Origin of the sequence: Shewanella cutis, assembly GCF_022410515.1 — a bacterium.
In the GTDB taxonomy this organism is placed as follows: domain Bacteria; phylum Pseudomonadota; class Gammaproteobacteria; order Enterobacterales; family Shewanellaceae; genus Shewanella; species Shewanella cutis.
Map to the genome: position 1 here is coordinate 1 of NZ_JACSDI010000012.1, position 23,874 is coordinate 23,874.

Here is a 23,874-nt window from a genome sequence, read left to right on the forward strand (position 1 = left end):
CTCTTGTGTAACCGACCTAGTGATGTGAGAAATCGAGATTAGCCGGGAATGGCTGAAATCATGTGAGCAATTCCCTTTGTTTATGCGGGTTTGACGGGTGTTTAACGAGGCTTTAAAAGATTGACTAGCTAAATGAGAAATTGAGGTGGCGTGCATTCATAATTAGCCGCACGCCGCCTATATGAGAATTACTTCACGTCCTTACCAATCCACACAACCTTGCCCACCACACTCAGTAGGCCGAGTTCTACAACAGGCACCCGCTGCTCTCTGTACTCTTTATTGTCGCTAATGATCGTGATGCTGCCATCAATATGGACTTGAACACGCTTAGCAAACAAATCCTCCCCAATGCGCAGGACAAAAATACTGCCGTCAGAAAGATTTGCGTCAGTGATATCCACCAGGATCGAGTCACCAGAATGGATCGTTGGTTCCATTGAGTCACCCTTCGCGAAAACCACCCGCAGGTTTTCAGGCTGTAACCCTCGGTAACGCAACCATTTCGATCTAAAGGCTAGTTTGCGCCTTACTCGTTCATTATCCCACTGTGCACCATGGCCCGTACTCACTTGAGTATGGTAGCCATCGATAAGTGCATATTCTTCTGAGAACTCTTCAGTCTTACAAATCACACTTTCATATGCCGCAGTTTCGCCTGGGAATTTTGGGCCTTCACCAGTACATAGCCATTCGAGATTGACATGATAACGGCGAGCAATACGAACCATCTTATCAAACGAGGGCATAGTCGACTGAGTAAACCACTTACGAACACCGCCTTCTGAGGTGTCGATAGCATTCGCAAATGCTCTGAGGCTTTCGTCGCCCATCAGTTCTTTAAGACGCTCTCCAAAGCTTTCTATTCCAGCCGACGGAAAAGAAAGTGCACTTTCTTTTTTAGTGTTCACTTTAAATTTAAATAAAGCGCTTTTCTATCAACGCCTTACCCTCTATGGCCAATGGGCCGTTAAATAATTTAAAAGAAAGTCACTAAAAGACGTTGAAATGCGTCTTTTAGTATCGTATCGTTCTTATATCGCGCATTTGGCGAGTTGCGCAATGCGCGAGTAATCATGTTAACACGGAAAAATACCATGAAAATAGAGAATGCCAATCACATCCATGCAGCGCTAAGGGCGCAAGGGCTAACTAGCCGTGCATGGGCTGTCTCTAAAGGCTTCAATCCGAGAACCGTTCAGGACTGCATCAAGATGTTTGCACCCTGTAAACAGCGTAAACCAAAACGCGCTTTATCTCGCAAGATAATTGAAGAAATCAGCAAAACTATTGGCTGCGACTTGTTGAGGGAAGAACATGAATAAAACATGGTTCAGCCCTCAAGAACTTCTGCAATTACCTGGCATGCCCACAACCGTTCAGGGTATCAGGTTTAAAGCAAAGACAGAAAGCTGGGAGTCCAGAAAGAAAGAGGGTAGCAAAGGATTTGAATACCATCTTGGTAGCCTTCCACCTATCACTCAGGCGCATCTTCGTCGGCAAGCCGTAAAAAATACGACAAGCCGAGAAGTCGCAGCAGCACGCCAATTGATAGCAACGCCAGCAAGTCAGCTGGTTAAAAAAACGGAATTACAACAGCAATTTTTAACGCTGCCTAAAGCGAAACAACAAGTCGCGATGGAGCGCCTGCAGCTACTCAATGATATGGCAAATTTCATCACACCCTTTGTTGAGGCAGGTCGCCGCACCGAAGGTGTCATGGTATTCGCTAAGCAGTGCAATCAATCAAAAGCCACCCTATATCGCTGGCAAAAAGCCTATGACGAAAAAGGATTAATGGGCCTGGTCGATACTCGGGGCGGTGCGCAAGTCAGCGTGATGGAAGAGCAAAAAGACCTGCAACAATTCTTAATTGCTTTAGTCACGGGCAAGCCGCATTTGCTCGAAAAATACAAAGTCCAGCAGCAAGAAGCACAAAAGAAAGCCGCAGAACATGGCTGGATTGTCCCTTCAATTGGCTCAATCCGTCGTTGGATACGTCGCTGGCATAGTGACAACATCGCCGCGTTTACCGCGCTAACCAATCCCGATGCGTACAATAATTCGCACCGTCCACTCTACGGCACTATGTACCCATGGCTCAGTGGCCCTAATCAAGTTTGGGAGTTCGACAGCACACCAACGGATGTCATGCTCAATGCCCACGGCAAACTGCGTCGTTATGCCGTTGTGGCAGCGGTTGATGTTTATACCCGCCGTCCCATGGTCTTAGTCACCCCAACCTCTAACGCCGAAGGCATCTGCCTATTACTGCGTCGCTGCCTACTCAACTGGGGCATGTTAGAAGCCGATGGGGTAGCGCGTACCGACAACGGTTCTGACTATGTCAGCCTAAGAGTAAGCGGCATTTTCGATATCTTAGGTATCGACCAATCCCGCACCCGCCCATTTAGTGGATGGGAAAAGCCCTATATCGAGCGTTTCTTCGGCACATTAAGCCGCGCCCTGTTTGAGTTATTGCCTGCTTATATTGGCCATAACGTCAGTGATCGTCAGCAAATCGAATCTGCCAAAGCCTTCGCCCAACGGATTGGCGGCAAAAACAAGGCCGCCAATAAAGAAGAAGCCTTATCAGTGGCCATGACGCCAGAAGCACTGCAAAAGATGATCGATGACTGGATTCAATATGACTACATGCACCAGGTGCATGAAGGCTTTAAAGGCGCGTTAAAAGGCAAAACCCCCTTTTCCGTCATGAGCGAAAGCGCCTATGTCGCTAACCGTGTAGCTAATCCCCATGCCCTCGACTTATTACTTAACCATGTCGGCGATGCCACGGTTATTCGCGGTAGCGTGAGTGCTGGCAATATCCGCTATACCGCCCCCGAACTTCAAGAAAGTCTCTGGGACAGAAAACGGGTGCGCGTATTCCTCGATCCTTCCGATGTGGGCCGCGCAACCTTATATGCCCTCGATAACTGGCAGCAATGCGTTGATGCGGTGAATTTAGATCTGATTGGTCGCGATATCGATCCGGCAGCCTTTCGCAAAGCCCGCAATGAAGATAAGAAAGTCCTCGCCAGCTTCCGCCGTGCAGCACGGGAGCTACAAGAAAAATTTGGCATCGATACCTTGGCAGCCGAAGGCTTGGCCAAAGCCGCAGCCGAACGTGGCAGCTTAACCAGTTTTACCCCTAAACCGAATACCACCGATAACCCTGCACTGGCTGCACTTGCACAAGCCAGCAGCGATAGCGATCAGCAACTCGCCAGCTTAAGCCACCAAGCTCAAGCCATTAGCGCGGCTGCACAAAGGGTTAACCAAAATCACGCCACGGTCATGCGCACCGAACACGAAAAAGCCGAAGAGTTAACCCTAGCAACGCTTGAGCGTGAGCTAAGTGAGCGTGAAAAGTTATGGCTAAAAGAATACCGCCTCAAATACCGCATGTTTGCCGCAAGGCTCGACAGGCAATTAGAGGAGACAAAAAAAGCCGCCAAGTAGGATTGGCGGCTTTTGAAGGGACGAGGAAGTCCTATTTAAAACTTTGTTTACCACCACGGAGTATAGATTATGAAACACAAAATTGTCGAAGTTAAAAATGTACTGGCATGCCTAGAACTGATGGAGAACCTACAGGGGCGCTCATCCATCACCCCAGGCATTGGTTTAATCCATGGCCCATCAGGATTTGGTAAAACCACCACTTTATGTTGGCTTATCAACCAACTAGGGGCAATGAACGCCATTTATGTGCGTTGCTATGCAACCGACACTCCATCCTCATTTCTCGCTCGAATTATGGAGGAGTTGGGCTCTGAAATACTTTATCCGATGCGTAAAAGCGTCGACTTTATTGTTGACCGTATGAATGAGCGCCAACTGCCACTGTTTATCGACGAAGCTGACCACATTGTTAGTCAAAACAAAATCATGGAAACCATTCGCGATCTCTATGACGCCACCGAACAACCTGTAGTGCTGGTGGGTATGGAAGAAATCGCTCGCCGTATTAGTCACCGTAAGCAGCTTTTCAACCGTGTATCTGAATGGGTGGAGTTCCAACCCGCCGACTTATCCGACGTCCATAGTTTTGCCGCAGAGCTTTTAGATGACCGCATTACGGTGGCCGATGATCTGTTGGAGCATATTCGCAAACGCAGCGGCGGTGAGGTACGCCGTATCCTGACTGCGCTAGAAAAGATTGAGCGCAGCGCAATCGCTAATGACATGGATATTGTCACCCTCGACAACTGGGGCGACCAGCCATTGTTTTTAGAATTTAGGCGTTAACCAAACCCACGCCACTTAGAGCAAATAAGGGTTAGGTCATTTTTAGGGATAGGTCATGACGAACAAAACCGAAATGGCATGGGCATGGGCCCAAGCTCAAAAGAGTTTCACCAGGGATGAGTTAGCAGCGGCCATCGAACTACCGCTTGAACAGTGCTCGAGCATTATCGAAGCACTTAAAAAACAAGGCTGTATAAAACCTACTGCATACCCTACACCAGAGCGTTTCAAAGGGGGCTTTACCCCTAAGCGTTACAAACCATGCAAGCAGGCTGAATACAAACATCGTGGTTCTGGGCGGGCGCAGAAACACCGCGCAGGCACTGGGCAGCAGTGTGTTTGGCAATCTATGCGTTTGCTGCGCAACTTTACATACCCAGATCTGGTGGCCACTGCTGAAGTCAGTATGAGCACCGCCAGAGTTTATACCAACTTTCTTATCAAGTTTGGCTATGTGCGTATGGTTCGAGGTCGCTCTGACCATCTGCCAACAGCAGAGCGAGCAGGTGTTTATGCTGTATATCGCTTGCTTAAAGACACAGGTCCCATCGCACCGAAGCGTCGATATAAAGTGCTTTTTGACGCCAATTTAAACAAGGAGATCCACTATGCAGTGGCTTAAGGTGATGGCCGAACAGGTCGAACTGTATGGCCAAAGAGCGGTAGCGGAAAAGCTTAAGCTTTCACGCACTACCGTTAGCCTAGTTCTCAACCACAAATACCCAGGCGATATGGCTCGCATCCAAAAGCTGGTGGAAGGGGCATACATCAACAGCACAGTGCTTTGCCCTGTGCTGGGAGAAATTCCATTAAATGAATGTCTCGCACATCAAAGTAATACCCGCACCACGGGAAGCCCCTATCGGATCAAGTTGTATAAAGCCTGCCGAGGTGGCTGTACGCATTCAACCTTGAATGTCACCCCCGCATTTAGTGTGCAGCCCACGCTAATTAATCGCCGAAACGAATATGACGCCGAAGGGGCGATTCGTCGCCTACAGCTGCAGGCGGGGGAGGATAAATCAGTACTGATTAACCTACTCAAAGACGAGCTGAAACACCTTGGAACAAAGTTTAATCGAGTGATGAAGGAACAAAACTGATGAGACACCACAACCCTAAATTCGATGTGATTAGCGCCCTAAGACTACGCGGCATGACGGTGATCCACTCAGGCGTAAAAGTCGTGCAAATCGACAAGCCGAGTGCCGATTTTCGCCGCATGGCCGTAGACATTATCGAGAACATCAAAGGCATTCGTCGCCGCTGTCGAGCGGTGCAATTTAATGGTGTAACCGTTCGTTGGAATGAGGAGTAACAACATGACCAGTCAACAAATTAACCAGCAGATCCCCGCAGGCTATCGCAAAAACGCAGTAGGGGATCTCGTACATGAAGATCGCATTAAGCCAGTAGATAAACTGCGTGATGAGGTGGTCAAGACCATAGTCAATAACGCCAAGTTGCTGCGCCAATCGATGACCGAATTCAAGCTAACCACCATGGCAAATATCAATGACTTTGTGGAGCTGTCCTCATCTGAGTATGGCACTAAGTTCGGCGGTGCTAAGGGCAATATTTTGCTTACCTCCTTTGACGGCCAATACCAAGTGCGCCGGGCCGTGGGTGAGCACCGCGTATTTGATGAGCGCATCCAAACCGCTAAAACCTTAATTGATGACTGTATTAAAAGCTGGAGTGGTGGCGCGGATACCCGCCTGATGGCCATGGTTGAGCATGCGTTTCGGGTAAACCAGCAAGGTCGCATCGACGTTAATCAAGTGCTCAGCCTGCGCCAGTTGGATATTGATGATCCCAACTGGAAACAGGCCATGGATGCGATTGCCGACGCCATTCAAATCACCGGAACTAGCCAGTATCTGCGCTTATACGAGCGTCAACCCAATGGCAAATACACTCAACTCCCACTGGATATCAGCACGCTTTAGAGACGCAAGGAGCACAACATGACCCAAGGTATTCAACATTTACTCAACGAGAACCAAGCCGCCTTAGACCGTGTGGCTTTTAAGCTGCGGATTGCTGCGTTGTTAGAGGCCAACTACGAAACCCTGCGCAGTGAACTCAGCGCCATGGCGGCCGACACGCCCCACCAATGCTTGCTGGTCGGTGCCGCATTGCTTAACGAACTGCGTGGATTTAGCCACGAATTTGCGGGAGAAAAGCGCCGCGTGATTAGCTTTTTTATCAAGCGATCACTTAGGAACACTCAAGCATAACCAAGCGAAACCCGCCCCATTCATGGGGCGCGGTCTGCCTAATGTAGTGATTGGGCACTGATGAGCAGCTAACCCAAGTACACCGATTTAAAGAGCGAGCAAATGACCCCTTACGCAAAACGCTTACTGAAATATGCCATTGCCAACTGTCCAGCCCGGCCAGTGCGCAAAGGTAAAAGCAAAGCCGAATTGCTGGCAGATCGCGAGCAATGGGCTGTGAACTATTTGAACGGGGCATTAGGCCGTGGTTGGCCACAACGTAAAAGCCAACCTAAAGCCATTCGCGTGCTAGTGACTGAATCAGCAACGACAACCGATGAGGATGACGAATAATGCTAAAAACGAATCAACAAGCTCCAGCGCCAGTCGCTCTACATAAGAAGCGCCTAATCACCTTAATCAATGTGGCTAAGGGATCATTGCGGCTTGACGAGGCTATTTACCGCGCCATGTTAAAACACGCTACGGGTAAGGATTCCTTACGGGCTATGAACTTACCCGAGCTTGAGCAGGCGCTAGAAGTGTTTAAACAAAAGGGCTTTAAACCCACGTTAAACGGCCATAAAAAGCGCCGTTTAAGCCCAGCAGCTGGCAGCAGTAAAGTTGCCTCTATTGATAAAATTCGCGCCATTTGGATCACCATGGGCCACCACTTAGTGATCCAGGATAACAGCGAGTCAGCCCTCGATGCCTATGTGCGCCGCATGACGTTACGCAGCCACATTGCCAATAACCAAACCCAAGGCGTGGATGCCACCGCTTGGATGACAGAGCCGCAAGCCTACAAGGTATTAGAAAGCCTTAAAAACTGGCATAAGCGGGTATTAATCGAGCGCATTATCGCCCGTGGTGAGCGGTTAAAAATGAATGAAAAAGGCACACAGCCAGCCGCCTATGAGTCCATCGTTGCACAGTATGAGGGCCATGGTTATGAGTAAACTTAAGCAAGATGCAATGAGCATGCCTGATAGCCAGCTGGATTTACTGTCCACCAGTGCCGCCGAGTTGGAACAAGCACTCGAAACCTTAGCCACGCTTAAACCCGATGAGCGCGAGGACTTTATTCGTCGCTGGCCCTCAACACTGCAAAGCCTGTGCGATGTGATGCGCCAAACCCTAAAGCAATATGAAATTGATAATGCCGATAATGTCAGTGAAGCCCTAGCCACCAGTCTAAGTGCCTACCTAGGCGGGCGTGATATTTATATCCCCAATGGTGAACGTCTTAAGGATGCACTGCGGGATATTCGTATTTGGCGAGAGTTTAAGGGCAATAACCTAGAGCAGTTAAGCCGCCAGTATGGGCTTACCGAAAGACGGATCAGCCAGATAGTCGCACAGCAAAGGTCGGCATTTGTGGCAAGGAAGCAAAGGGGGTTGTTTTAAGATAGTTTAGTCGATAGTATCGTAAATTACTAACTATCTGTAATCAAGGGGCTTTTTAGTGGATTCTAAAGTTGTTGGTGCGTGGGTCGTTCATCACGCAAATAAGCTGCAAACTGTGTCTCACCAACCTCAATATTCTGAAATTGAATATGCTGGGAAGCTCGGAAAGTTAATGTCAGCGATCACGTCTGACAACAGAAGAATATTGCCAAAAAACCATGTAGAGTCCCTAGCCGTTTCTGCAAACATAGATAAATACTCGGTTGATAGCTTTTTACAGAAATTGTCAGAACATAAACTTGTAGATGTATCTGATGGGAATGTTAGCGTTATAGGTTTGACCAGTTCGGCAGTACTTTCACATGTAGATAATATATTTAAAGGGCTATCTCCATCCAATAATCAGAAAGCAGTTATTGAACTTGCCGAGCTTAGTTCGGGTCGCCCACGCACTGGTGCTGAGTTGAAGGAGTATTTGGGTGATACTTACAAAATAAGTTCAGCTAATGTTACTCAGTTGATGTCAGACAGTGAGGGAATAGGATTTATAGACTATGAACCGTTGAGTGACAAAGAAAATCTATACTATAACGGTAATATTTTTAGACGTGATAACCCCGTTAAGGTGCATAGAGTTCTTTCTGCATTAAATCAATCAGAAATTCATTTAACCAATCAAATCAATGGTGAACTTAAAATTAAAGGCTGTCTTAACGTTGAGTATGTGAAAAGAGTGCTTGGAGAAAATTTATTTACAAAATTAGCTATAGTTGGTCTTTACGATATAAACGTAGTAAGTAATTCAAGTGAACAAGCTGGATTTGTAACTTTACCATCAGCATTTACTAAGTATACAGATCCACTAGTTGATGACGCTTTTGATTTAGCAAAGGCTTTTGTAAGCTCTATTACCTATGGAATGACCAAAAGCTATTGGGAACGCGGAAAAATTCAGGATGTGACATTGTTAGTTGGTGCTTTAATTAGAGGTAATGAAATTGGGCCAGTACCTGCTATCGGACAAGATTATAGAATTTTGGAGCTAAAAGGAGTCGTTGCCGTCCGACAAGGTGAAAAAAATGGACGTCGGGGTCCAATGATGAGATTGCTTAAAAAGGAAATTGGCGAGCTAGCCTTGAAAGTCCTCACCGAGGGGACTGCGAGTGAAGACGCTCTAACTGAATTAACAGGTTCTTCCGTAACAAGTTATACCGGCCCAGAGACAAACAGAATTAAAATAAAAAAAGATATTGATATACATCCGAATGTAAAATTAGGTCTTCTTGACGCGTTACGTACAGGAGGTATGTGATGGCTGCAACAGGTACTAAAGGTTACGAGATGGAGGAAGCTCTGAGAAGCTATTTTCTTCAGTCTGGATATTACGTTATACGGGGAATGCCTTTGGTCCATGAAGGGGATTTTGTGACCGATGTAGATTTATGGCTTTACTCTCGAGGTTCTCCTCTATCTCGAGAGTTAGCAATTGTCGATATAAAAAACAAAAAACAACCACAAGCGATGGAACGAATCTTATGGGTAGCTGGACTTAAGAGATTGCTGGGTGTTGATAAAGCAATTGTTGCAACAACTGACAGGCGTGCAAGTTTAGAAACATTTGCAAGACAATTAGATGTACAGGTTCTGAACGGTAATTTTCTTTCTAAAGTAAAAAGTTATGAACCGTCCCACAAAATTAGAATTTCTGAGGAAGAGTTTATAAAGGAAATCCTAAGTGATGATTTGGGAAAGTTTGATGGTGATTGGAAAAAACAAGTTGATGAATGTAGAGCTAAGTTATTGTCAGGAATAGATTTTGATACGTTTAATTATTTGCTTATTCGTGCTGAATTTTTCTTAAATGAAATTATTTTAAAACCATATAAGAAAAATGCAGCTATACGCTGTCTTTATCTGATTTTGTCTTATTCATTGATATGTATGGATTATTTGTTTAAAGAGTTGTCTTTTAGAACTCACGGAGAAAGGAATACACTGATATTTGAGGGAATAAAGTTCGGCACGAAGGGAAAAGCTGGTCTTCAAATGTTGCTTGGTGTTTCATCTGCTCTTGTTACTAGCTATTTACCAGATGGAAGTGGTGCAGCAGCTATAATCAAGAAAGGTTTATTAGATGAGTTAAATAATAGCAGAGCACACATCTTGGCTGATTACCTATCTGAAAGTGAAGTTAACAAGCACTCTTTTGGTCAGGCTAAGTTGTTTGAGCAAGTAGCTATGAGTGTAAATATTCCTTCTATTATTGATATGCCGCATGAAGCTAAATCATATATTGGATGCTTATGTGATTATTGGGGCTTCGATAGAGTATTGTGCTTCGATAGTTTGACCTGAAAATTATAATCCCGAAACCTTTCCAATCCGCTCCAAACCCTTAAGCCGAGACAATGAACCCATGTTCACTGTCTCGGTTTTTTTATGGCCTTCATTTCACATAACAAGGTTCGCAGCGGCGTTAACAGCATGCCGATTGCCAACGCGCGACCCTCTGGCTTTCACATCAGTCGCATTCAAAACCGAGTCTATCGGCAGTGCGCTTTAGACGGGTTTAATGCCCGCATCAAAGCGCACTTAGCCGCAGAGAATGCAGGCGATGTGCCTGCAAATCTCGAACAAAAAGTCCCACTTTATAGCCACAGCGCTACCCGCCAGAGTTATTACTCCCAGGGCTGGCATGCCGTCACCTATCTGCACGTATTGAGAGCAAAGGAAAAAGCCCGCGAACAACGCAAGGCACAAGCTATGGCGGTGCCGAATGAACAGTAAACTCAAGGCATTTTTAATGGCCGCAGGCTTAAGCTCAGCTGCAATTACTGGCGCACAGCTTACCGATAAATGGGAGGGCAATAGCCTAACGGTTTATGTCGATGCGGTAGGCGTACTCACCGCTTGCCGTGGCCACACAAGTAAAGACTTAAAGCTTGGGCAAACCTTTACAGAGCAGCAATGCATGGAGATTTTTGCCAAGGATATCGCCCGTGCTGATAAGCAGCTGCTGCAACTCACGGCCCCTGCAAGGCTCACTGACGGCGAGCACGCGGCTTACCTGTCGTTTATGCATTGGGCGGGATACGGCAACTTTGCCAGCTCAACTCTGCGTAAAAAGTTACTTGCGGGGGATCGTGTGGGAGCCTGCATGGAGTTAACCCAGGCATGTTCTACCAACTCCCCCACGCCTCAACATCCAGCGGGTGAGCGCGTCTGCAATGGTTGGACGTATGGCACCCGCCTAGGTGTCAAAGTACGCCTTAATGGGCTGATTAAACGCCGAGCCGAAGAGCAAGCCATTTGCTTATCCGAACTCACAGCCGGAGGGATAACGCAATGACGCCCGCCCAAATTAGTACCGCTATTCAATGGCTAACTGTGTCGTTTTTTGTGGCAGTGCTTTGTTTAGCTCAATACCAATTAGCGACAACAAGAAACCAACTTACCCAAGCGCTCGCAGATAAATCAACGCTGCAAACCGATGCGGATAACTTGGCGGAAAGCTTGCGCAAATCCGATGCGGATAAGGCCGCATTAGCGGCTGAGTCAGATCAGCTTGCCCTGCAATTACAGCAAGTCTCGCTGCAAAAGGCAGCGCTAATAGGCCGCCATCAAGCCATTAAAAATCAACTCAATCAACTGTTGCAGGACACTACCAATGAAGATGCTAAAGCATGGCGCGATGCTCATGTGCCTAACGATGTTGTGCGCTTGCTCAGCCACGCAGCCGATTGTGCGCAACGTGCCCGTTTACACGACAGCCTATGTATTGCCGCCCGTAGTACTGATGCGCGAGTGCCAAGTGACCCAAGTGCCACAACCCGTGCTCCAGTGCCTACTGACGCAGCAAACCGTGTGCCTAGCCAATCCCGCAATGGCCGAGCTGATGCTGTCTCTGCTCGCTGACTTAGGGCAATGCAACCTTGACTGGCAAGCCCTGCACGATTGGCGGCAACGGCACCAAACAGACCAAACAAAATAAGCCAAATATGAGGGATAGGCATGGATGAAAACGATTGGGCTAGCACGATGGAAACCCGCGAGCGTGATGCTTGCATTGATGTCGTCCGCCACAAACAACAGCCTCAAGGTAATGGCATTTGCATTGATTGCCATGAGGCGGTGGAGCCAGAACGACGCACAGCCCAGCGCTGTATTAGTTGCCAACAGGATGAAGATAAGCGCCAAAAGCAGCGCTATGGGACGCGTTTATGATCGAATCGTTATTTGAATTTTTCGGCAAATACTGGGGCTTTATTGGCAGTGTGATTAGCGTGTTCTGCGCCTTGCTCATGGCGTGGTTTAGCACGCGCTTTACCCCACGCATTGAGCACGAAAAGATCGTCCAAGCGGTGGCCGAAATCGACAAGCGCCTAAGCGAAACCGAAATGCAATTGGAGTACATGCCGACCCGCGACGAACTGCATGCCCTAGATAAAACCCTCGAAGGCTTAGGTGCTCGCTTTGGCGCAATGGAACAAGGCATTAGGCGACTCGAAACCAAGACCGACATGCTACTCGAAAACGAACTAAAAGGAGGCCATTAATGGCGATGCAGCAAATTATCAATGAGCACCAACGCCTTGTGGTGCTTCGATTACTAACCGAAGCGGGAGCCTTCGCACTCAATGAGTCCATCTTACAAGATGGCTTGATTGCCTATGGTCTCGACATTAGCCGCGACTCGTTAAAGGTGCAGCTGGCTTGGCTGGCCGAGCAAGGACTGATTAAAACCGAGTTAGTGGGCAATCCTTTGCAAAAACAGTTGACCACCGCCACCCTAACAGGTCGCGGCCAAGATGTAGCCACAGGCCGCGCAACAGTGCCAGGCGTTAAGCGTCCACGGGCGGGAGAATAGCCATGGCAGCATCCCATACCGACAGTCCCACCCGAGGCCGCCGCTCTAAAGTGGATTTGCTGCCTGCCAATATCCGCAAACGCCTCGATGCTGGGCTGCGCGATGGTTCTATTCAGCAGACTGAGTTACTTGAAGAAATCAATGCCCTTATCAAAGCAGCAGGACTGCCTAAGGATAATTTTCTGTCTCGCGCTGGTATTAACCGCTATGCCACCAAAATGGAAGCCGTAGGTAAATCCCTAAGGGAAATGCGCGAGATCACCCAAGTGTGGACGGCAGAACTGGGCGATAAACCCACGGGCGAAGTCACTAAACTCATCCTTGAAATGGCACGTTCACAGCTATTTAAAGCCCTGTTAAACGAGTCTGAAACGGGCGAAGCTGCCGACGTAGGCATGATTAAAGATGCCATGCTGGCGGTGCAACGCTTGGAGTCTGCCGCCATGGCCAGCCATAAGCGCGAGAAGGAGATTCGCCAAGCCTTTGCCACCGAGGCTGCCAATGCCGCCGAGAAGGTGGCCAAGTCAGCTGGCTTGACCCGCGAGGCCGTGGCCCAGCTAAAAAATGAAATCTTGGGTATTGCATAATGACGATTAAAAGCAAAGTTCTCGGTGTGGCCACAGCGGTAGCGTTAGCCATCACGCCAACGGCAAGCAGCTTTGATCCATCGTATGAGGCAAGTTGCTTAAGTCGCTTTGATCCTAAAGAGGTGCTGCTCGGTTATCAAAAGCGCTGGATAGCCGACGAGTCGCCGCTCAAGATTGCCGAAAAATCCCGCCGCACCGGCTTAACGTGGGCCGAAGCCGCCGACGCGGCACTGACCGCTGGCGCAGCCCGTGGCCAAGGCGGTACCAACCACTTTTATGTGGGCAGTAACAAGGAGATGGCACGTGAGTTTATCGATGCCGCTGCCATGTGGGCCAAGGTTTTCGACAAAGCAGCGGGCGAAATCCAAGAGGAAATGTTTGTCGATGATGGCCAAGATGGCAAAGAGATCCTGACCTTTGCCATTTACTTTGCCTCTGGCTTTAAAATCCAAGCGCTCAGCTCTAACCCCTCAAACCTGCGCGGTATGCAAGGCAATGTCACCATTGACGAGGCCGCATTCCACGACCGTTTAGCCGAAGTCCTTAAGGCTGCACTGGCGCTCACTATGTGGGGCGCAAAAGTGCGCCTTATCTCTACCCATAACGGTATCGATAACCTGTTTAACGAGCTGATTAACGATTCCCGTGCAGGTAAGAAAGACTACAGTATTCACCGTGTCACCTTGGATGATGCCTGTAGCGATGGGCTTTACCAGCGTATCTGCCAAATCCGTGGCATAGCGTGGAGCCAAGCCGCCGAAGATGAGTGGAAAGCCAAGCTGCTTAAGGCCACCGCTACAGAAGAGGACGCGCTGGAAGAGTACTTCTGCGTACCTAAATCGGGTGGAGGTTCGTACCTAAGCCGCGCCTTGATTGAGTCTCGCATGGCAAGCATTGAACAGAGTGGGCCAGTTATCCGGCTTGAGAAAAAGAACGACTTTGGTGAATGGCCAGAGGGGTTACGAACTGCCGAGATCGCTGACTGGTGTAGCCGCGAGCTGTTGCCCATACTGCTTACCCTCGACCAGTCACGCCCCCATGTCTTTGGAGAGGACTTTGCCCGCAGTGGCGACTTAACCGTGATCGATGTGGGCGAAATAGCCCAAGACTTACATATTAAAACCAAGCTGCAGGTCGAGCTTAAAAATATTCCCTTTCGCCAACAAGAGCAGATCCTGTTTTACATTGTGGATCGCCTTCCGCGCTTGCGCGGTGGTGCTATGGATGCACGCGGTAATGGCCAAGCACTGGCTGAGTACGCCAGAGACCGTTACGGCTCCGAGGTGATCGAGTGTGTCATGCTGTCGGAGAGCTTTTACCGCGAACAGATGCCGCGCTTTAAGTCCCACTTTGAAGATGCACTGCTCACTATTCCCCGTGATGACGATACCCGTGCCGACTTGCAAGCGCTGGTGATTAACAAACGTGGCACCCCATGCCTTGGTGATGTGCGCACAGGCAAAGAAAAAGAACGCCACGGCGATGCTGCGATCAGTTTATTCCTGATGATCTATGCCACCACGCTCGATGGTGCGCCCATCGAATTTACCCCTATCCCTAAGAGTGATCACCGCAATCCAAATGCCCATGCAAGTGCCCATGAGGATGATGATCATCAACTGCAGCGAGGTTGCTGGTAATGCAAGAGAAAACAACGGAATCACGGATTTTAGACGCCAGTGGTCGCCCCTTTAAACAGCGTGAGGCCAAGGAGCTGCAAACCGACGATGTGCGCCTAGCTGGGCTACACCGCACCTTTAGCAATCATCCTAGCAGCGGGTTAACGCCCGCCAGTGCTGCCAGTATTTTACTGAGCGCCGAGCAAGGGGATCTTATCGCCCAATGTGAGTTAGCCGAGGATATCGAAGAGAAAGACGGCCATCTTTATGCCGAGCTGGATAAGCGCAAACGGGCACTCCTCGGTGTGGATTTTTATCTTGTGCCACCGCGTAACCCCAGCGCGCAAGAAAAGCAGGATACAGAGTACTTGCAAGAAATGCTGGAGGAAGGCAACTGGCTTAAGTCACTGATTAAGTCGATGAGTGATGCCATTCTCAAGGGCTTTAGCATGCACGAGCTTGCCTGGTCGCGTGAGCTGGGCGAGTGGTTTATCGAGGTGCCAGAGTATCGCGATCCCTCGTGGTTTATGACCCACCCCGACCACCGCAACGAGCTGCGCCTATGTGACTCAAGTGTTGAGGGGGCAGAGTTGTGGCCCTTTGGTTGGATCAAGCATATTCACCCCGCCAAGTCGGGCTATGTGAGCCGCAGTGGTTTGGTACGCCAGTTGATCTGGCCATTCATTTTTAAAAACTACAGTGTGCGCGACTTGGCCGAGTTCCTTGAGATCTACGGTTTACCGCTGCGCATTGGTCAGTATCCAGCGGGAGCCAACGACGCGGAAAAGCGTGCGCTATTAAACGCGGTAATGAGCATTGGCCACAATGCGGGCGGCATTATGCCCAAGGGCATGGTAATGGATTTTCATAGCGCCGCCACAGGTCAAGCCGATCCGTTTGAACTCATGATGACATGGGCTGAAAAGACCATGAGCAAGGTTATCTTGGGCGGCACCTTAACCACCCAAGCCGATGGTAAAAGCTCCACCAATGCGTTAGGTAACGTGCATAACGAGGTACGCCAAGAGTTGCGTGATGCCGACCTTGCACTGATTGCCGAAACCCTTACCCGTGATTTAATTGCGCCCCTCTATGCACTTAACTGCAAAAGCTACCACAGCCATCGCCGCCACCCGCGCTTAGTGTTTGATACCACCGAGGCCGAAGATTTACGCGCCTTGGCCTATCCGTTGCGGGCGTTTGTGAGTATGGGCATGCAGATCCCGCAAAACTGGCTGCATGAAAAGACCCGTATACCTAAACCTGCTAATGGCGAAGCTGTGCTGGTGATCCAACAGGACGACCCTAATGCCACTGCTGCCAGCCAGACGGCCTTGGCAGCACTCTATGCGAAAGAGGGGGCTGCGAAAGAGGGAGCCGCTCAGCAGCTAGATGCCTCGTTAAATGAACCCAGTCAAACCGCTTTAGATAAGGCGCTCGATGCACTCACCCAAGGGCAAATGAGTGAAGCCTATATGGCGATGGTAGAGCCATTACTGGCACAACTGCAGAGCGAGCCAGAGCAGCTGCGCGCCCAGCTGGAACAGGACTATCCCAACATGGATACCGAGCAGCTTACCGAAACACTTGCGCGGTTAATGTTTGTGGCTGAACTGTGGGGAATGGCTAATGCCTGAACAAAGAGTGCCTGAAGCCGTTGATTTAAGCATTGCTATTAACCAAGCCCCTGCCGATGCGGTGGCTTATTTTCGTGCCAAAGGCTTTGCTATCAGTAACGATTGGCAAGATGTCTGGACCCGCGCCCATGCCCGTGCGTTTACGGTGGCAAAGGCTACACAAATGGATGTGCTCACGGCGATCCGCAATGAGGTTGATGCGGCCCTAAGCCAAGGGTTAACCGCTAAGCAGTTTCAGGCCAACCTTAAACCGCAGCTTGAAAAGCTCGGGTGGTGGGGTAAACAAGTCATTGAAGCGTCGCCAGGTGTTGAACGAGAAGTACAGCTGGGCAGTCCCTACCGCTTAAACACTATCTACCGCCAAAACCTGCAAACCGCCTACATGGCTGGGCGCTATCGGCGCATGTTGTCACGCAGCAAAACCCACCCCTATTGGCAGTATGTGGCGATTGATGACGGCCAAACACGGCCAGCCCATGCGCGGCTGAGGAGTAAAGTATTCCGCTTTGACGATCCGATATGGGACATTATCTATCCGCCAAATGGTTGGGGCTGTCGTTGCCGCGTTCGGGCGCTTACCGAGGCGCAGGTGAAGGCCATGGGCCTGACGGTGGAAAATGGCGAAGGTTATATCCATCGCTTTGATACCGAGACAGTCGCGCGCGGCACGGGTGAAGTATTAACCGTGCCCCATGCACGTATTGATCTGCCCGATGGCAGCAGCATGAGTCCCGATTTAGGCTGGGCCTATAGTCCAGGCGAAGCCGCCTTTGGTACCGACGTGGCCGTGGCGAAAAAGCTTGGCAGTATTCAATCCCTCGATACCCGCGCCCAGTTTATTCAAACCCTCAATAACAGCCCACTGCGCCAAGCCCAGTTTGCCCAGTGGACGGGTGAAGTACTTGCCACTCATCCAGGACAAAAGCGGCGTCCAGGCTTAGGCGTTCAGGCGTTAGGTTTTATGACGCCCTCGATCCAAGCTGCGGTAACTGCACGTTTAGGGGCAGAACCCACGGCGTTACTTGCCATTGGCGAGAAGCAGCTGGTGCACGCAGATAGCCCACGTCATATCAAAGAGGGGGTGGCATTAACTCGGGATGAGTATCAGCAATTACCCTTGATGTTGGCACAACCCGAGGCCGTACTGTGGGATAGCAAGAACCAGAATTTGTTGTATGTCTATGCTACTGAGGATGATGGACGTAAGGTTAAAGTGATCATTAATAGCGCGTGGAAGATGAAGCGCCAGCAAGCAATGGATGCGGTGATCAACGTTTATAAGATCAATGCGGTGGACTTAAAGCACGGACAGTATGAACTGTTACAGGGCAAGCTGGAGGAATAGCGGACGATATGGTGGGAGTCGAACCCACATACACACGATTTACGCCTAAGCGCTTAATCGAGTCTGCTTTACCACTTAAGAGTACACATCGTTCGCTAGATCAGTATATCACTGTAGCCAGCGGTTAACAGTGTGAAGGATGAAAAATGAACAAGGTAGAAATCGTCTTAAGTGATTCCCCCGTGCTGCAAATACTAGGGAGTTTACTAGATAAGCTCGATGACTTAAGCGAACCCATGAACGATATTGCCGCCGTTCTGGAGTCTGCTACCGAAGGTGCCTTTGAGGCCGAGGCCGATCCCGTTACAGGTCAAGCTTGGGCATCATTAAGTGATGCCTATCTTCGCGCCAGCCCCAAACGTCAAGGCGGCAAGATTCTGCAGGCCAGTGCTGGAGGGCTAGCTGCCAGTGTAACAGCCGACAGTGGCGACTTTTGGGCGGCGATTGGTAGCAATAAAATCTACGCCGCTATTCACCAGTTTGGTGGCACCGACGATATGCCCGCAGGCCCAGCGGGGATTCCGGCACGGCCATACCTAGGTGTAAGCCGTGAGGATGAACAGTCCATGCTAGGGATCTTGGGGGAATACTTAATCTAAACCACGGTGATTTGCTCTAACTTCATAAAACGCGATTTAAGCGGTGTAATGCACAACTTGGTATAACGGCTTATCAAAAAACCACTTAAATGATTTAAGGAGGATTTAAACGGGTTTTAAACTAGGTTATGCTGGTTTTCCAGAGAGCGTTTCCAATAAAGCTGATTAGTCACTGACTTAGGTAAGAAAGATTGAAGATAGAGCAAAGGATGGCTTTGTATGAAAAGCTATATCAGGAAGAGGTAAATCGAGGCGAATTACTTAACGCCCGCTTGAATGTTCCTTTAACGGTTTTTGCCGCCGTTGGGGGATTACTTGCATTTGTATTCCAGAACATACCTATTGCTTTTTCCAATGTCGAAATGAAATTATTTTGGGCACTTTGGGTATTCGCATGTCTTTCATTAAGTGTTGCTTGTTATTTTTTTTATAGGGCATGGTATGGCCGTAAAAATCTTTTATTTCATACCGCCTCAACGCTCGACCAATATTATCTAGACCTAAGAAAGAATTACTTTGGTTTTCCTAACGCTCAAAAAAACCGCGAGACCCACTTTAATAATTGGCTATTAAATAGCTATAAAGAATACGCAACCGTTAACGCTTTGAACAATGATATCAAAAGCAAACGTATTACAATGGTCACACTGTTTTCAGGTATCGCGTTTTGCTTGGCATTCCTAACTCTTATTCCATACAAACTGATTGTCGACGAATCCAAAACAACCCCCCAAAAAAAGGAACCAATAGAATGTCAGATAAACGTAACCCTCCCCCGCCTCCACCACCTCCACCAGCACGGAACGTCAGGGGCGACAAACCAATGCCGATATCACCGCCTCCACCACCCCAGCCACGAAGATAAATGTCCTAGGTTATAAGGATTTGGTAGAGGCTAATTAATCCCGAAACCTTTCCAATCCGCTAGTTAGTCCCACTCGATCATGATGGGCACTCCAATGTTATTGAGAGTGCCATTGTGTCAAAGACCAAAACCACTAACCAAAGCCCTGCTCATTTAATTGGCATAGCCCTTGGCGTTGCAGCCTTAAGCAGTGCGCTAGTAGTTAATACAAGTGCTAGCAGTACCAGCGCGGGTTTCCAACTCGGTGAAGATGGTTATATCCAGGCATTGCCTGATGGCCATTTTAACGCCGTAGATGGTCGCCCCGAAGATGTGCCTGGTGGCAAATGGTTAATGGATGAGGTCGCCTTTGCTGCGCTTAAGGCAAACACCCCACACCAAGCTGGTGATCTGGTTATCGACTACGAACACCAAACCCTCAACAAAGAACAAAACGGCCAGCCCGCGCCTGCTTCTGGCTGGTTCCATATCGATGATGTGCAGTATCGCCCAGGCCAAGGCTTGTTTGTTAAGCCACGCTTTACCGATAACGCTATCGCCCACCTCAGTGCTAAAGAGTATCGCTATTTCTCTTTGGTCTTTGGATACGACAAGGCCACAGGCCGCCCCCAGTTTATCCATTCTGCTGCGTTAACTAACCGCCCAGGTGTGGATGGTTTGCAGCCACTCGCCGCGCTGGCTGCACTGGCCACTCTCAATGCAAATGCTTTACCTCATCCACCCAAATCGGAGGGACTCCATGTGAATCCACTATTAATGAAACTGTTAGCCGCCCTAGGTATTGAGATTGCCGACGGTAGCGAGCCAACCGAAGCACAGCTTAACGATGCGTTAAAGCGCATTGATGATCTGGTTAAAGCGGCGGGCAGTGTCGATGGCCTTAAGCAAGAAGTAGCTGCACTAAGCGCCAAGTCGCCAACCATTGACCTAACTAAGTACGTCCCCATTGCCACAGTGAATGCACTGCGCGAGCAGCTGGTGGCGCTGACTGCTGAAAACGGTGTGCTTACGGTTGAACAAACCGTTAAGGAAGCGATTGATGCGGGTAAAGCCTTTGAGTGTGAGCGCCAATATCTTATCGACCTAGGTAAGCAATCCATGGCGGCACTCACTGCCAACTTGGGTGAGCGTGTGGCTATTGCCGCATTAACGGCCAAGCAAACCACCACAGTTCCCGATCCTAGCAAGGATAAGGACACCAAACTCGCGGCACTGACTGCCGACCAAATCAAACTGGCCGATTCTTGGGGCATGTCGCACGCTGACTTTGCTAAAGCTTTGGCCGCTGAACAGGAGCAAAAATAATGGCCGCGATTAATGCTGCAGTATTACAAGCCCTGCGCACTATGGTGCGTAGCGAGTTTCAAAATGCTTTGACCAAGACTGAGCCACTGTATTTAAAAATTGCCTCAGTCGTGCCAAGCAATACTAAGTCCAATACCTATGGCTGGTTAGGTTCGATGCCGACGATGCGGGAGTGGATTGGTGCCCGTGTGATCAACTCCATCAAGGAGCATGGCTACTCAATCACTAACCGTACCTTTGAAACCACCATTGGGATCAGCCGCGATGATGTAGAGGACGAGGTTATCGGTACCTATAAGCCTATGGTGCAAGCCTTAGCGCAGGAAGGTGAAGAGTTTCCCGACGATCTGGTGTTTGAACTATTAGCCGCTGGCTTTAGCACCTTGTGTTACGACGGGCAGAACTTTTTTGATACAGACCATCCCGTTAACGAAAAGCACGATGGCACCGGGGCCAATGTTTCAGTGGCCAATATGGCTCTAGATGCGGCCTATACCGGGGAGCCTTGGTTCTTACTCGATACGACCCGCCCACTTAAGCCTGTGATCTTCCAAGAGCGCCGCAAGCTGGATTTAAACACCTTGTTTAATCCAACTGATCCTGCGGTATGGACTCACAACGAGTTCCAGTTCGGTACCGATATGCGCTGTGAAGTAGGCTTTGGCTTCTGGCAAATGGCCTTTGCTAACAAGCGCGCCCTCAACGCCACCAACTTGTGGGACAGCATCGAGAAGATGAAAGCCTTCAAACGTGATGGCGGTAAGAAACTCAAGATCCGTCCAACTTTGTTGGTTGTTCCAAGTTCGCTGGAACAGGCCGCCACTAAGTTACTGACCAGAGAGCTTATCGATGAGAACGGCACCACGGTGGAGAACGAGCTGAAAGGCAAGGTCGAGCTGTTAGTGGTTCCGCAGTTGTAAGCGTCAATCGAATCGGCACAGGGACGTGCCACCCAATCACTGTGTTTTTACTTTACGAGGTAGCAATGAAATGGCCCAAGTTTCTGATCAAACTCAAGAGCAAGTTTCAGTCCTTATGGTTGTTAGTCGTCAGCCCAATGGCTATCGACGTGCGGGCTTGGCCTTTAACAAAGGCGATAACCATTTGCTGTTGGCCGAGCTGTCGGCTGAACAAGTCGCAGCGATTAAAGCTGATACCCGCCTTAAGGTTTTCGAGACCTCAATGGCAGTGGATTCGCCGGGGAGTCTGGACATTCCAAACGGTGATACGTCACTAACCAGCACCGCTACCACCACAGCGTCAGTGTCACTCAGTTTTGCCGAGGCGATTGCCAAGCTCGACAAGGCAAACAAAGAGCACTTTACCTCAAGCGGTAAGCCGCAATGCATTGCCCTAGAAGCCTTAATGGGACAATTCATTAGTGCTGCTGAACGTGATGCGCAATGGGCTGCATTTACCGCTACCGCTGACGGTGAATAGCCATGGCTCAAGTGATGTATGCCACCCCTGACAATATGCTGAGTCGCTTTGGTGAGCAGGATTTAACCCTGCTGACCGAACGCGAGGACAGTGTGCCAGGGGAAATCAATCTCGCTTTGCTGGAGCAAGCGCTGCGAGATGCATCGGCTGAGATTGATGGCTATATCGCAGGCCGTTACGTGCTGCCGTTAACCACAGTTCCCGCCGTATTGGAGCGTAACTGCTGCGATATCGCCCGTTACTTTTTGTATGGCGACAAAGCCCCTGAACAAGTCGAGAAGCGCTATGCCGCCGTGGTGAAGTTTTTAACCGCAGTGAGCAAGGGCGATATCAGTTTAGGGCTGGCAACAACGGGCGAAACCGCAGGCCAAAGCGAGTTGGTTATCAGCATCGAAAGCGCGGGCAGTGTGTTTGGTCGCAAGTCAGCTAAGGGGTTTATCTGATGTTTGAGATTAAAGATAACTACTTGGCTGCGGGTGATGCGTTAACCCAATTGCTGGAGCCATTAGTCACTAGCCAAAAACTGAAAAAAATCTATCAAGCTAATGAGCTAAGCGAAGTGGATGAGCGCAGCCAAATCACCCCCGCCGCCCATGTGCTGTATCTGGGCGATGGCTTGCAGGAGACCGCCCAAGGCGGCAACAGCAGCCAAGTTAAGCAGACCTGGCTTGTGGTACTGGCGTGCCGTTTATCCATCCACGAACGCCCCGCAGGTGAGCTGCTAGTCAGCCTATTAAACGCGGTGGTGAGCAAGTCCGCTCAGGTTGATGGCCAGATGCTTGGCCCCTTTGTGCGCGTTAACAGTGCTGTTAAACCCCGTTTCACTAAAAGCCACGGTTATTACCCTGTGGCGTTAAGTGTGATTTTACGATTCAAACCTTAACAACCTAAGAGGATTTCACCATGAGTGGATTATTAGTCGCAGGCAACTTCTTTGTTGACCGCTTAAATGCCCAAGGGCAATCAACGGGGATCATTGGCCCCATTAACACCACTAAGCTCGCTATCAAAGCCGATGCCGATGAAAAAGTGCGTGGCAGTCGCAAGAAGGAAAGCTACGGCCAAGCCTTAAGCGTGGTGAATATTGCCAAGCCAGTTGAGGTGGAATGGTCGTTCGACGATCAACCCGCCGAACTTATTGCTATGGCACTGCTTGGTGATACCCAAGTGGTCAACTCGGGCAGCGGTACCTTAACCGATGAGGCCGTGACCTTACCTGATAATCAGCGTTGGGTGCAGCTACCTAAAACTAACTTTGCCACTCTAGGGTTTGCGGTAAAGAAAGACGCGGCCACCTTAGTGCTGGGCACTGACTATGAGGTTAATTATGCCCTCGGTTTAGTGCGTGCCCTTAAAGGCGGTGCGGTAGAAGCAGGTGGTGCAGTGACTGTCTCAGGCCAGCATAACGCGATCAGCGGTACCTTGGTGCGCGGTGGTATTAAGGCCCAAACCCGTGCGCGCGTGTTTGGGGAGGGTACCAACTTAGAAACTGGTAAGCCGATAAAGCTCGATATTTTCGATGCCAGCTTGAAACCCACTGCCGCATTGGACTTTGCCGCCAGTGAGTTTGTGAGCGCCACCCTTGCGGGTAAAGCCCAGTTAGTGGCGGGTAAGGATCATCCGTTCGAGTACCTAGAGCTGGATACCTAAGCGGTTTTGCTTAACTCAAGGGCATGGCCGGACTCAATCGCCATGCCCTTTAATCCCCCTTTAACCGCCATTTAAACACC

The 23,874-nt window shown here is 49.4% G+C and carries 32 protein-coding genes, 1 tRNA gene and 1 other RNA gene; 32 read left to right on the forward strand and 2 right to left on the reverse strand.

Annotation, left to right across the window (positions count from 1 at the left end; translation table 11 throughout):
• Window positions 1-188: 188 nt before the first annotated feature.
• A complete protein-coding gene (locus H9J30_RS14865; RefSeq protein ID WP_345796057.1) occupies window positions 189-911 on the reverse strand; it encodes a LexA family transcriptional regulator in 723 nt (240 codons plus the stop codon).
• Window positions 912-1,097: 186 nt separating this feature from the next.
• Between H9J30_RS14865 and H9J30_RS14870 the strand changes: the two genes are divergently transcribed.
• From H9J30_RS14870 to H9J30_RS14985, 24 genes are all read left to right on the forward strand, one after another.
• Window positions 1,098-1,325, forward strand: a complete 228-nt coding sequence (locus tag H9J30_RS14870) for a helix-turn-helix domain-containing protein (protein WP_011070967.1) — start codon at window positions 1,098-1,100, stop codon at window positions 1,323-1,325.
• Window positions 1,318-3,465, forward strand: a complete 2,148-nt coding sequence (locus H9J30_RS14875) for a DNA-binding protein (protein WP_240131699.1) — start codon at window positions 1,318-1,320, stop codon at window positions 3,463-3,465. The genes H9J30_RS14870 and H9J30_RS14875 overlap by 8 nt, the downstream gene beginning before the upstream one ends.
• A gap of 69 nt (window positions 3,466-3,534) precedes the next feature.
• Complete coding sequence (locus H9J30_RS14880; protein ID WP_224021760.1) at window positions 3,535-4,254, forward strand: AAA family ATPase; 720 nt, start codon at window positions 3,535-3,537, stop codon at window positions 4,252-4,254.
• 55 nt (window positions 4,255-4,309) lie between these two features.
• Complete coding sequence (locus H9J30_RS14885; RefSeq protein ID WP_240131700.1) at window positions 4,310-4,876, forward strand: hypothetical protein; 567 nt, start codon at window positions 4,310-4,312, stop codon at window positions 4,874-4,876.
• A complete protein-coding gene (locus H9J30_RS14890) occupies window positions 4,863-5,357 on the forward strand; it encodes a hypothetical protein (RefSeq protein ID WP_240131701.1) in 495 nt (164 codons plus the stop codon). Before H9J30_RS14885 ends, H9J30_RS14890 begins: the two co-directional genes overlap by 14 nt.
• Window positions 5,357-5,572 carry a hypothetical protein gene (locus H9J30_RS14895; RefSeq protein ID WP_011070972.1) on the forward strand — a complete coding sequence of 72 codons (216 nt, stop codon included), beginning with the start codon at window positions 5,357-5,359 and terminating at the stop codon, window positions 5,570-5,572. The genes H9J30_RS14890 and H9J30_RS14895 overlap by 1 nt, the downstream gene beginning before the upstream one ends.
• Window positions 5,573-5,576: 4 nt before the next feature.
• Window positions 5,577-6,203, forward strand: coding sequence for a DUF3164 family protein (locus H9J30_RS14900; protein WP_203432771.1), 627 nt, complete (start codon window positions 5,577-5,579; stop codon window positions 6,201-6,203).
• A gap of 18 nt (window positions 6,204-6,221) precedes the next feature.
• Entirely contained in the window at window positions 6,222-6,494 is a 273-nt protein-coding gene (locus H9J30_RS14905; RefSeq protein WP_203432773.1) for a hypothetical protein, read from the forward strand.
• Between the two features lie 2 nt (window positions 6,495-6,496).
• An RNA gene (locus H9J30_RS14910) (hammerhead ribozyme type II) lies at window positions 6,497-6,568 on the forward strand.
• A gap of 28 nt (window positions 6,569-6,596) precedes the next feature.
• Entirely contained in the window at window positions 6,597-6,827 is a 231-nt protein-coding gene (locus H9J30_RS14915) for a hypothetical protein (protein ID WP_240131702.1), read from the forward strand.
• Entirely contained in the window at window positions 6,827-7,432 is a 606-nt protein-coding gene (locus H9J30_RS14920) for a gp16 family protein (protein WP_240131703.1), read from the forward strand. The genes H9J30_RS14915 and H9J30_RS14920 overlap by 1 nt, the downstream gene beginning before the upstream one ends.
• A complete protein-coding gene (locus H9J30_RS14925) occupies window positions 7,425-7,880 on the forward strand; it encodes a Mor transcription activator family protein (protein ID WP_240131704.1) in 456 nt (151 codons plus the stop codon). The genes H9J30_RS14920 and H9J30_RS14925 overlap by 8 nt, the downstream gene beginning before the upstream one ends.
• A gap of 58 nt (window positions 7,881-7,938) precedes the next feature.
• Window positions 7,939-9,192: a hypothetical protein gene (locus H9J30_RS14930; RefSeq protein WP_240131705.1), complete on the forward strand. Its 1,254-nt coding sequence runs from the start codon at window positions 7,939-7,941 to the stop codon at window positions 9,190-9,192.
• Complete coding sequence (locus H9J30_RS14935) at window positions 9,192-10,235, forward strand: hypothetical protein (protein ID WP_240131706.1); 1,044 nt, start codon at window positions 9,192-9,194, stop codon at window positions 10,233-10,235. Before H9J30_RS14930 ends, H9J30_RS14935 begins: the two co-directional genes overlap by 1 nt.
• Before the next feature lie 84 nt (window positions 10,236-10,319).
• Window positions 10,320-10,667 (forward strand): hypothetical protein, encoded by a 348-nt coding sequence (locus H9J30_RS14940; protein WP_240131707.1) that lies wholly within the window; start codon window positions 10,320-10,322, stop codon window positions 10,665-10,667.
• On the forward strand, window positions 10,657-11,229 hold the full coding sequence (locus tag H9J30_RS14945; protein WP_240131708.1) for a lysozyme: 573 nt from the start codon (window positions 10,657-10,659) through the stop codon (window positions 11,227-11,229). Before H9J30_RS14940 ends, H9J30_RS14945 begins: the two co-directional genes overlap by 11 nt.
• Window positions 11,226-11,795, forward strand: a complete 570-nt coding sequence (locus tag H9J30_RS14950; protein ID WP_240131709.1) for a hypothetical protein — start codon at window positions 11,226-11,228, stop codon at window positions 11,793-11,795. The genes H9J30_RS14945 and H9J30_RS14950 overlap by 4 nt, the downstream gene beginning before the upstream one ends.
• A 96-nt stretch (window positions 11,796-11,891) precedes the next feature.
• Complete coding sequence (locus tag H9J30_RS14955) at window positions 11,892-12,104, forward strand: hypothetical protein (RefSeq protein ID WP_240131710.1); 213 nt, start codon at window positions 11,892-11,894, stop codon at window positions 12,102-12,104.
• Window positions 12,101-12,436, forward strand: coding sequence for a DUF2730 domain-containing protein (locus H9J30_RS14960; protein ID WP_240131711.1), 336 nt, complete (start codon window positions 12,101-12,103; stop codon window positions 12,434-12,436). Before H9J30_RS14955 ends, H9J30_RS14960 begins: the two co-directional genes overlap by 4 nt.
• Complete coding sequence (locus tag H9J30_RS14965; protein ID WP_240131712.1) at window positions 12,436-12,747, forward strand: VpaChn25_0724 family phage protein; 312 nt, start codon at window positions 12,436-12,438, stop codon at window positions 12,745-12,747. The genes H9J30_RS14960 and H9J30_RS14965 overlap by 1 nt, the downstream gene beginning before the upstream one ends.
• Before the next feature lie 2 nt (window positions 12,748-12,749).
• Window positions 12,750-13,334 carry a DUF3486 family protein gene (locus H9J30_RS14970; RefSeq protein ID WP_240131713.1) on the forward strand — a complete coding sequence of 195 codons (585 nt, stop codon included), beginning with the start codon at window positions 12,750-12,752 and terminating at the stop codon, window positions 13,332-13,334.
• Entirely contained in the window at window positions 13,334-14,974 is a 1,641-nt protein-coding gene (locus H9J30_RS14975; RefSeq protein WP_240131714.1) for a hypothetical protein, read from the forward strand. The genes H9J30_RS14970 and H9J30_RS14975 overlap by 1 nt, the downstream gene beginning before the upstream one ends.
• Window positions 14,974-16,590 carry a DUF935 domain-containing protein gene (locus H9J30_RS14980; RefSeq protein ID WP_240131715.1) on the forward strand — a complete coding sequence of 539 codons (1,617 nt, stop codon included), beginning with the start codon at window positions 14,974-14,976 and terminating at the stop codon, window positions 16,588-16,590. The genes H9J30_RS14975 and H9J30_RS14980 overlap by 1 nt, the downstream gene beginning before the upstream one ends.
• Window positions 16,583-17,935: a phage head morphogenesis protein gene (locus tag H9J30_RS14985; RefSeq protein ID WP_240131716.1), complete on the forward strand. Its 1,353-nt coding sequence runs from the start codon at window positions 16,583-16,585 to the stop codon at window positions 17,933-17,935. The genes H9J30_RS14980 and H9J30_RS14985 overlap by 8 nt, the downstream gene beginning before the upstream one ends.
• Window positions 17,936-17,938: 3 nt before the next feature.
• Here the strand turns inward: H9J30_RS14985 and H9J30_RS14990 are convergent.
• Window positions 17,939-18,026 (reverse strand) — tRNA-OTHER (locus H9J30_RS14990).
• Between the two features lie 55 nt (window positions 18,027-18,081).
• Between H9J30_RS14990 and H9J30_RS14995 the strand changes: the two genes are divergently transcribed.
• The 8 genes from H9J30_RS14995 (at window position 18,082) to H9J30_RS15030 (ending at window position 23,794) form a co-directional block, all read left to right on the forward strand.
• A complete protein-coding gene (locus tag H9J30_RS14995; protein ID WP_240131717.1) occupies window positions 18,082-18,534 on the forward strand; it encodes a phage virion morphogenesis protein in 453 nt (150 codons plus the stop codon).
• A gap of 209 nt (window positions 18,535-18,743) precedes the next feature.
• Window positions 18,744-19,415, forward strand: coding sequence for a hypothetical protein (locus tag H9J30_RS15000; protein WP_240131718.1), 672 nt, complete (start codon window positions 18,744-18,746; stop codon window positions 19,413-19,415).
• A gap of 98 nt (window positions 19,416-19,513) precedes the next feature.
• A complete protein-coding gene (locus H9J30_RS15005) occupies window positions 19,514-20,704 on the forward strand; it encodes a phage protease (RefSeq protein ID WP_240131719.1) in 1,191 nt (396 codons plus the stop codon).
• Window positions 20,704-21,624, forward strand: coding sequence for a Mu-like prophage major head subunit gpT family protein (locus tag H9J30_RS15010; protein WP_240131720.1), 921 nt, complete (start codon window positions 20,704-20,706; stop codon window positions 21,622-21,624). Before H9J30_RS15005 ends, H9J30_RS15010 begins: the two co-directional genes overlap by 1 nt.
• A 70-nt stretch (window positions 21,625-21,694) precedes the next feature.
• Complete coding sequence (locus H9J30_RS15015) at window positions 21,695-22,144, forward strand: HI1506-related protein (protein WP_240131721.1); 450 nt, start codon at window positions 21,695-21,697, stop codon at window positions 22,142-22,144.
• Window positions 22,145-22,146: 2 nt separating this feature from the next.
• Window positions 22,147-22,587, forward strand: coding sequence for a gp436 family protein (locus H9J30_RS15020; RefSeq protein ID WP_240131722.1), 441 nt, complete (start codon window positions 22,147-22,149; stop codon window positions 22,585-22,587).
• Entirely contained in the window at window positions 22,587-23,027 is a 441-nt protein-coding gene (locus tag H9J30_RS15025) for a phage tail terminator protein (RefSeq protein ID WP_240131723.1), read from the forward strand. Before H9J30_RS15020 ends, H9J30_RS15025 begins: the two co-directional genes overlap by 1 nt.
• A 20-nt stretch (window positions 23,028-23,047) precedes the next feature.
• On the forward strand, window positions 23,048-23,794 hold the full coding sequence (locus tag H9J30_RS15030) for a phage tail tube protein (protein WP_240131724.1): 747 nt from the start codon (window positions 23,048-23,050) through the stop codon (window positions 23,792-23,794).
• The last annotated feature ends 80 nt before the right edge of the window (window positions 23,795-23,874 follow it).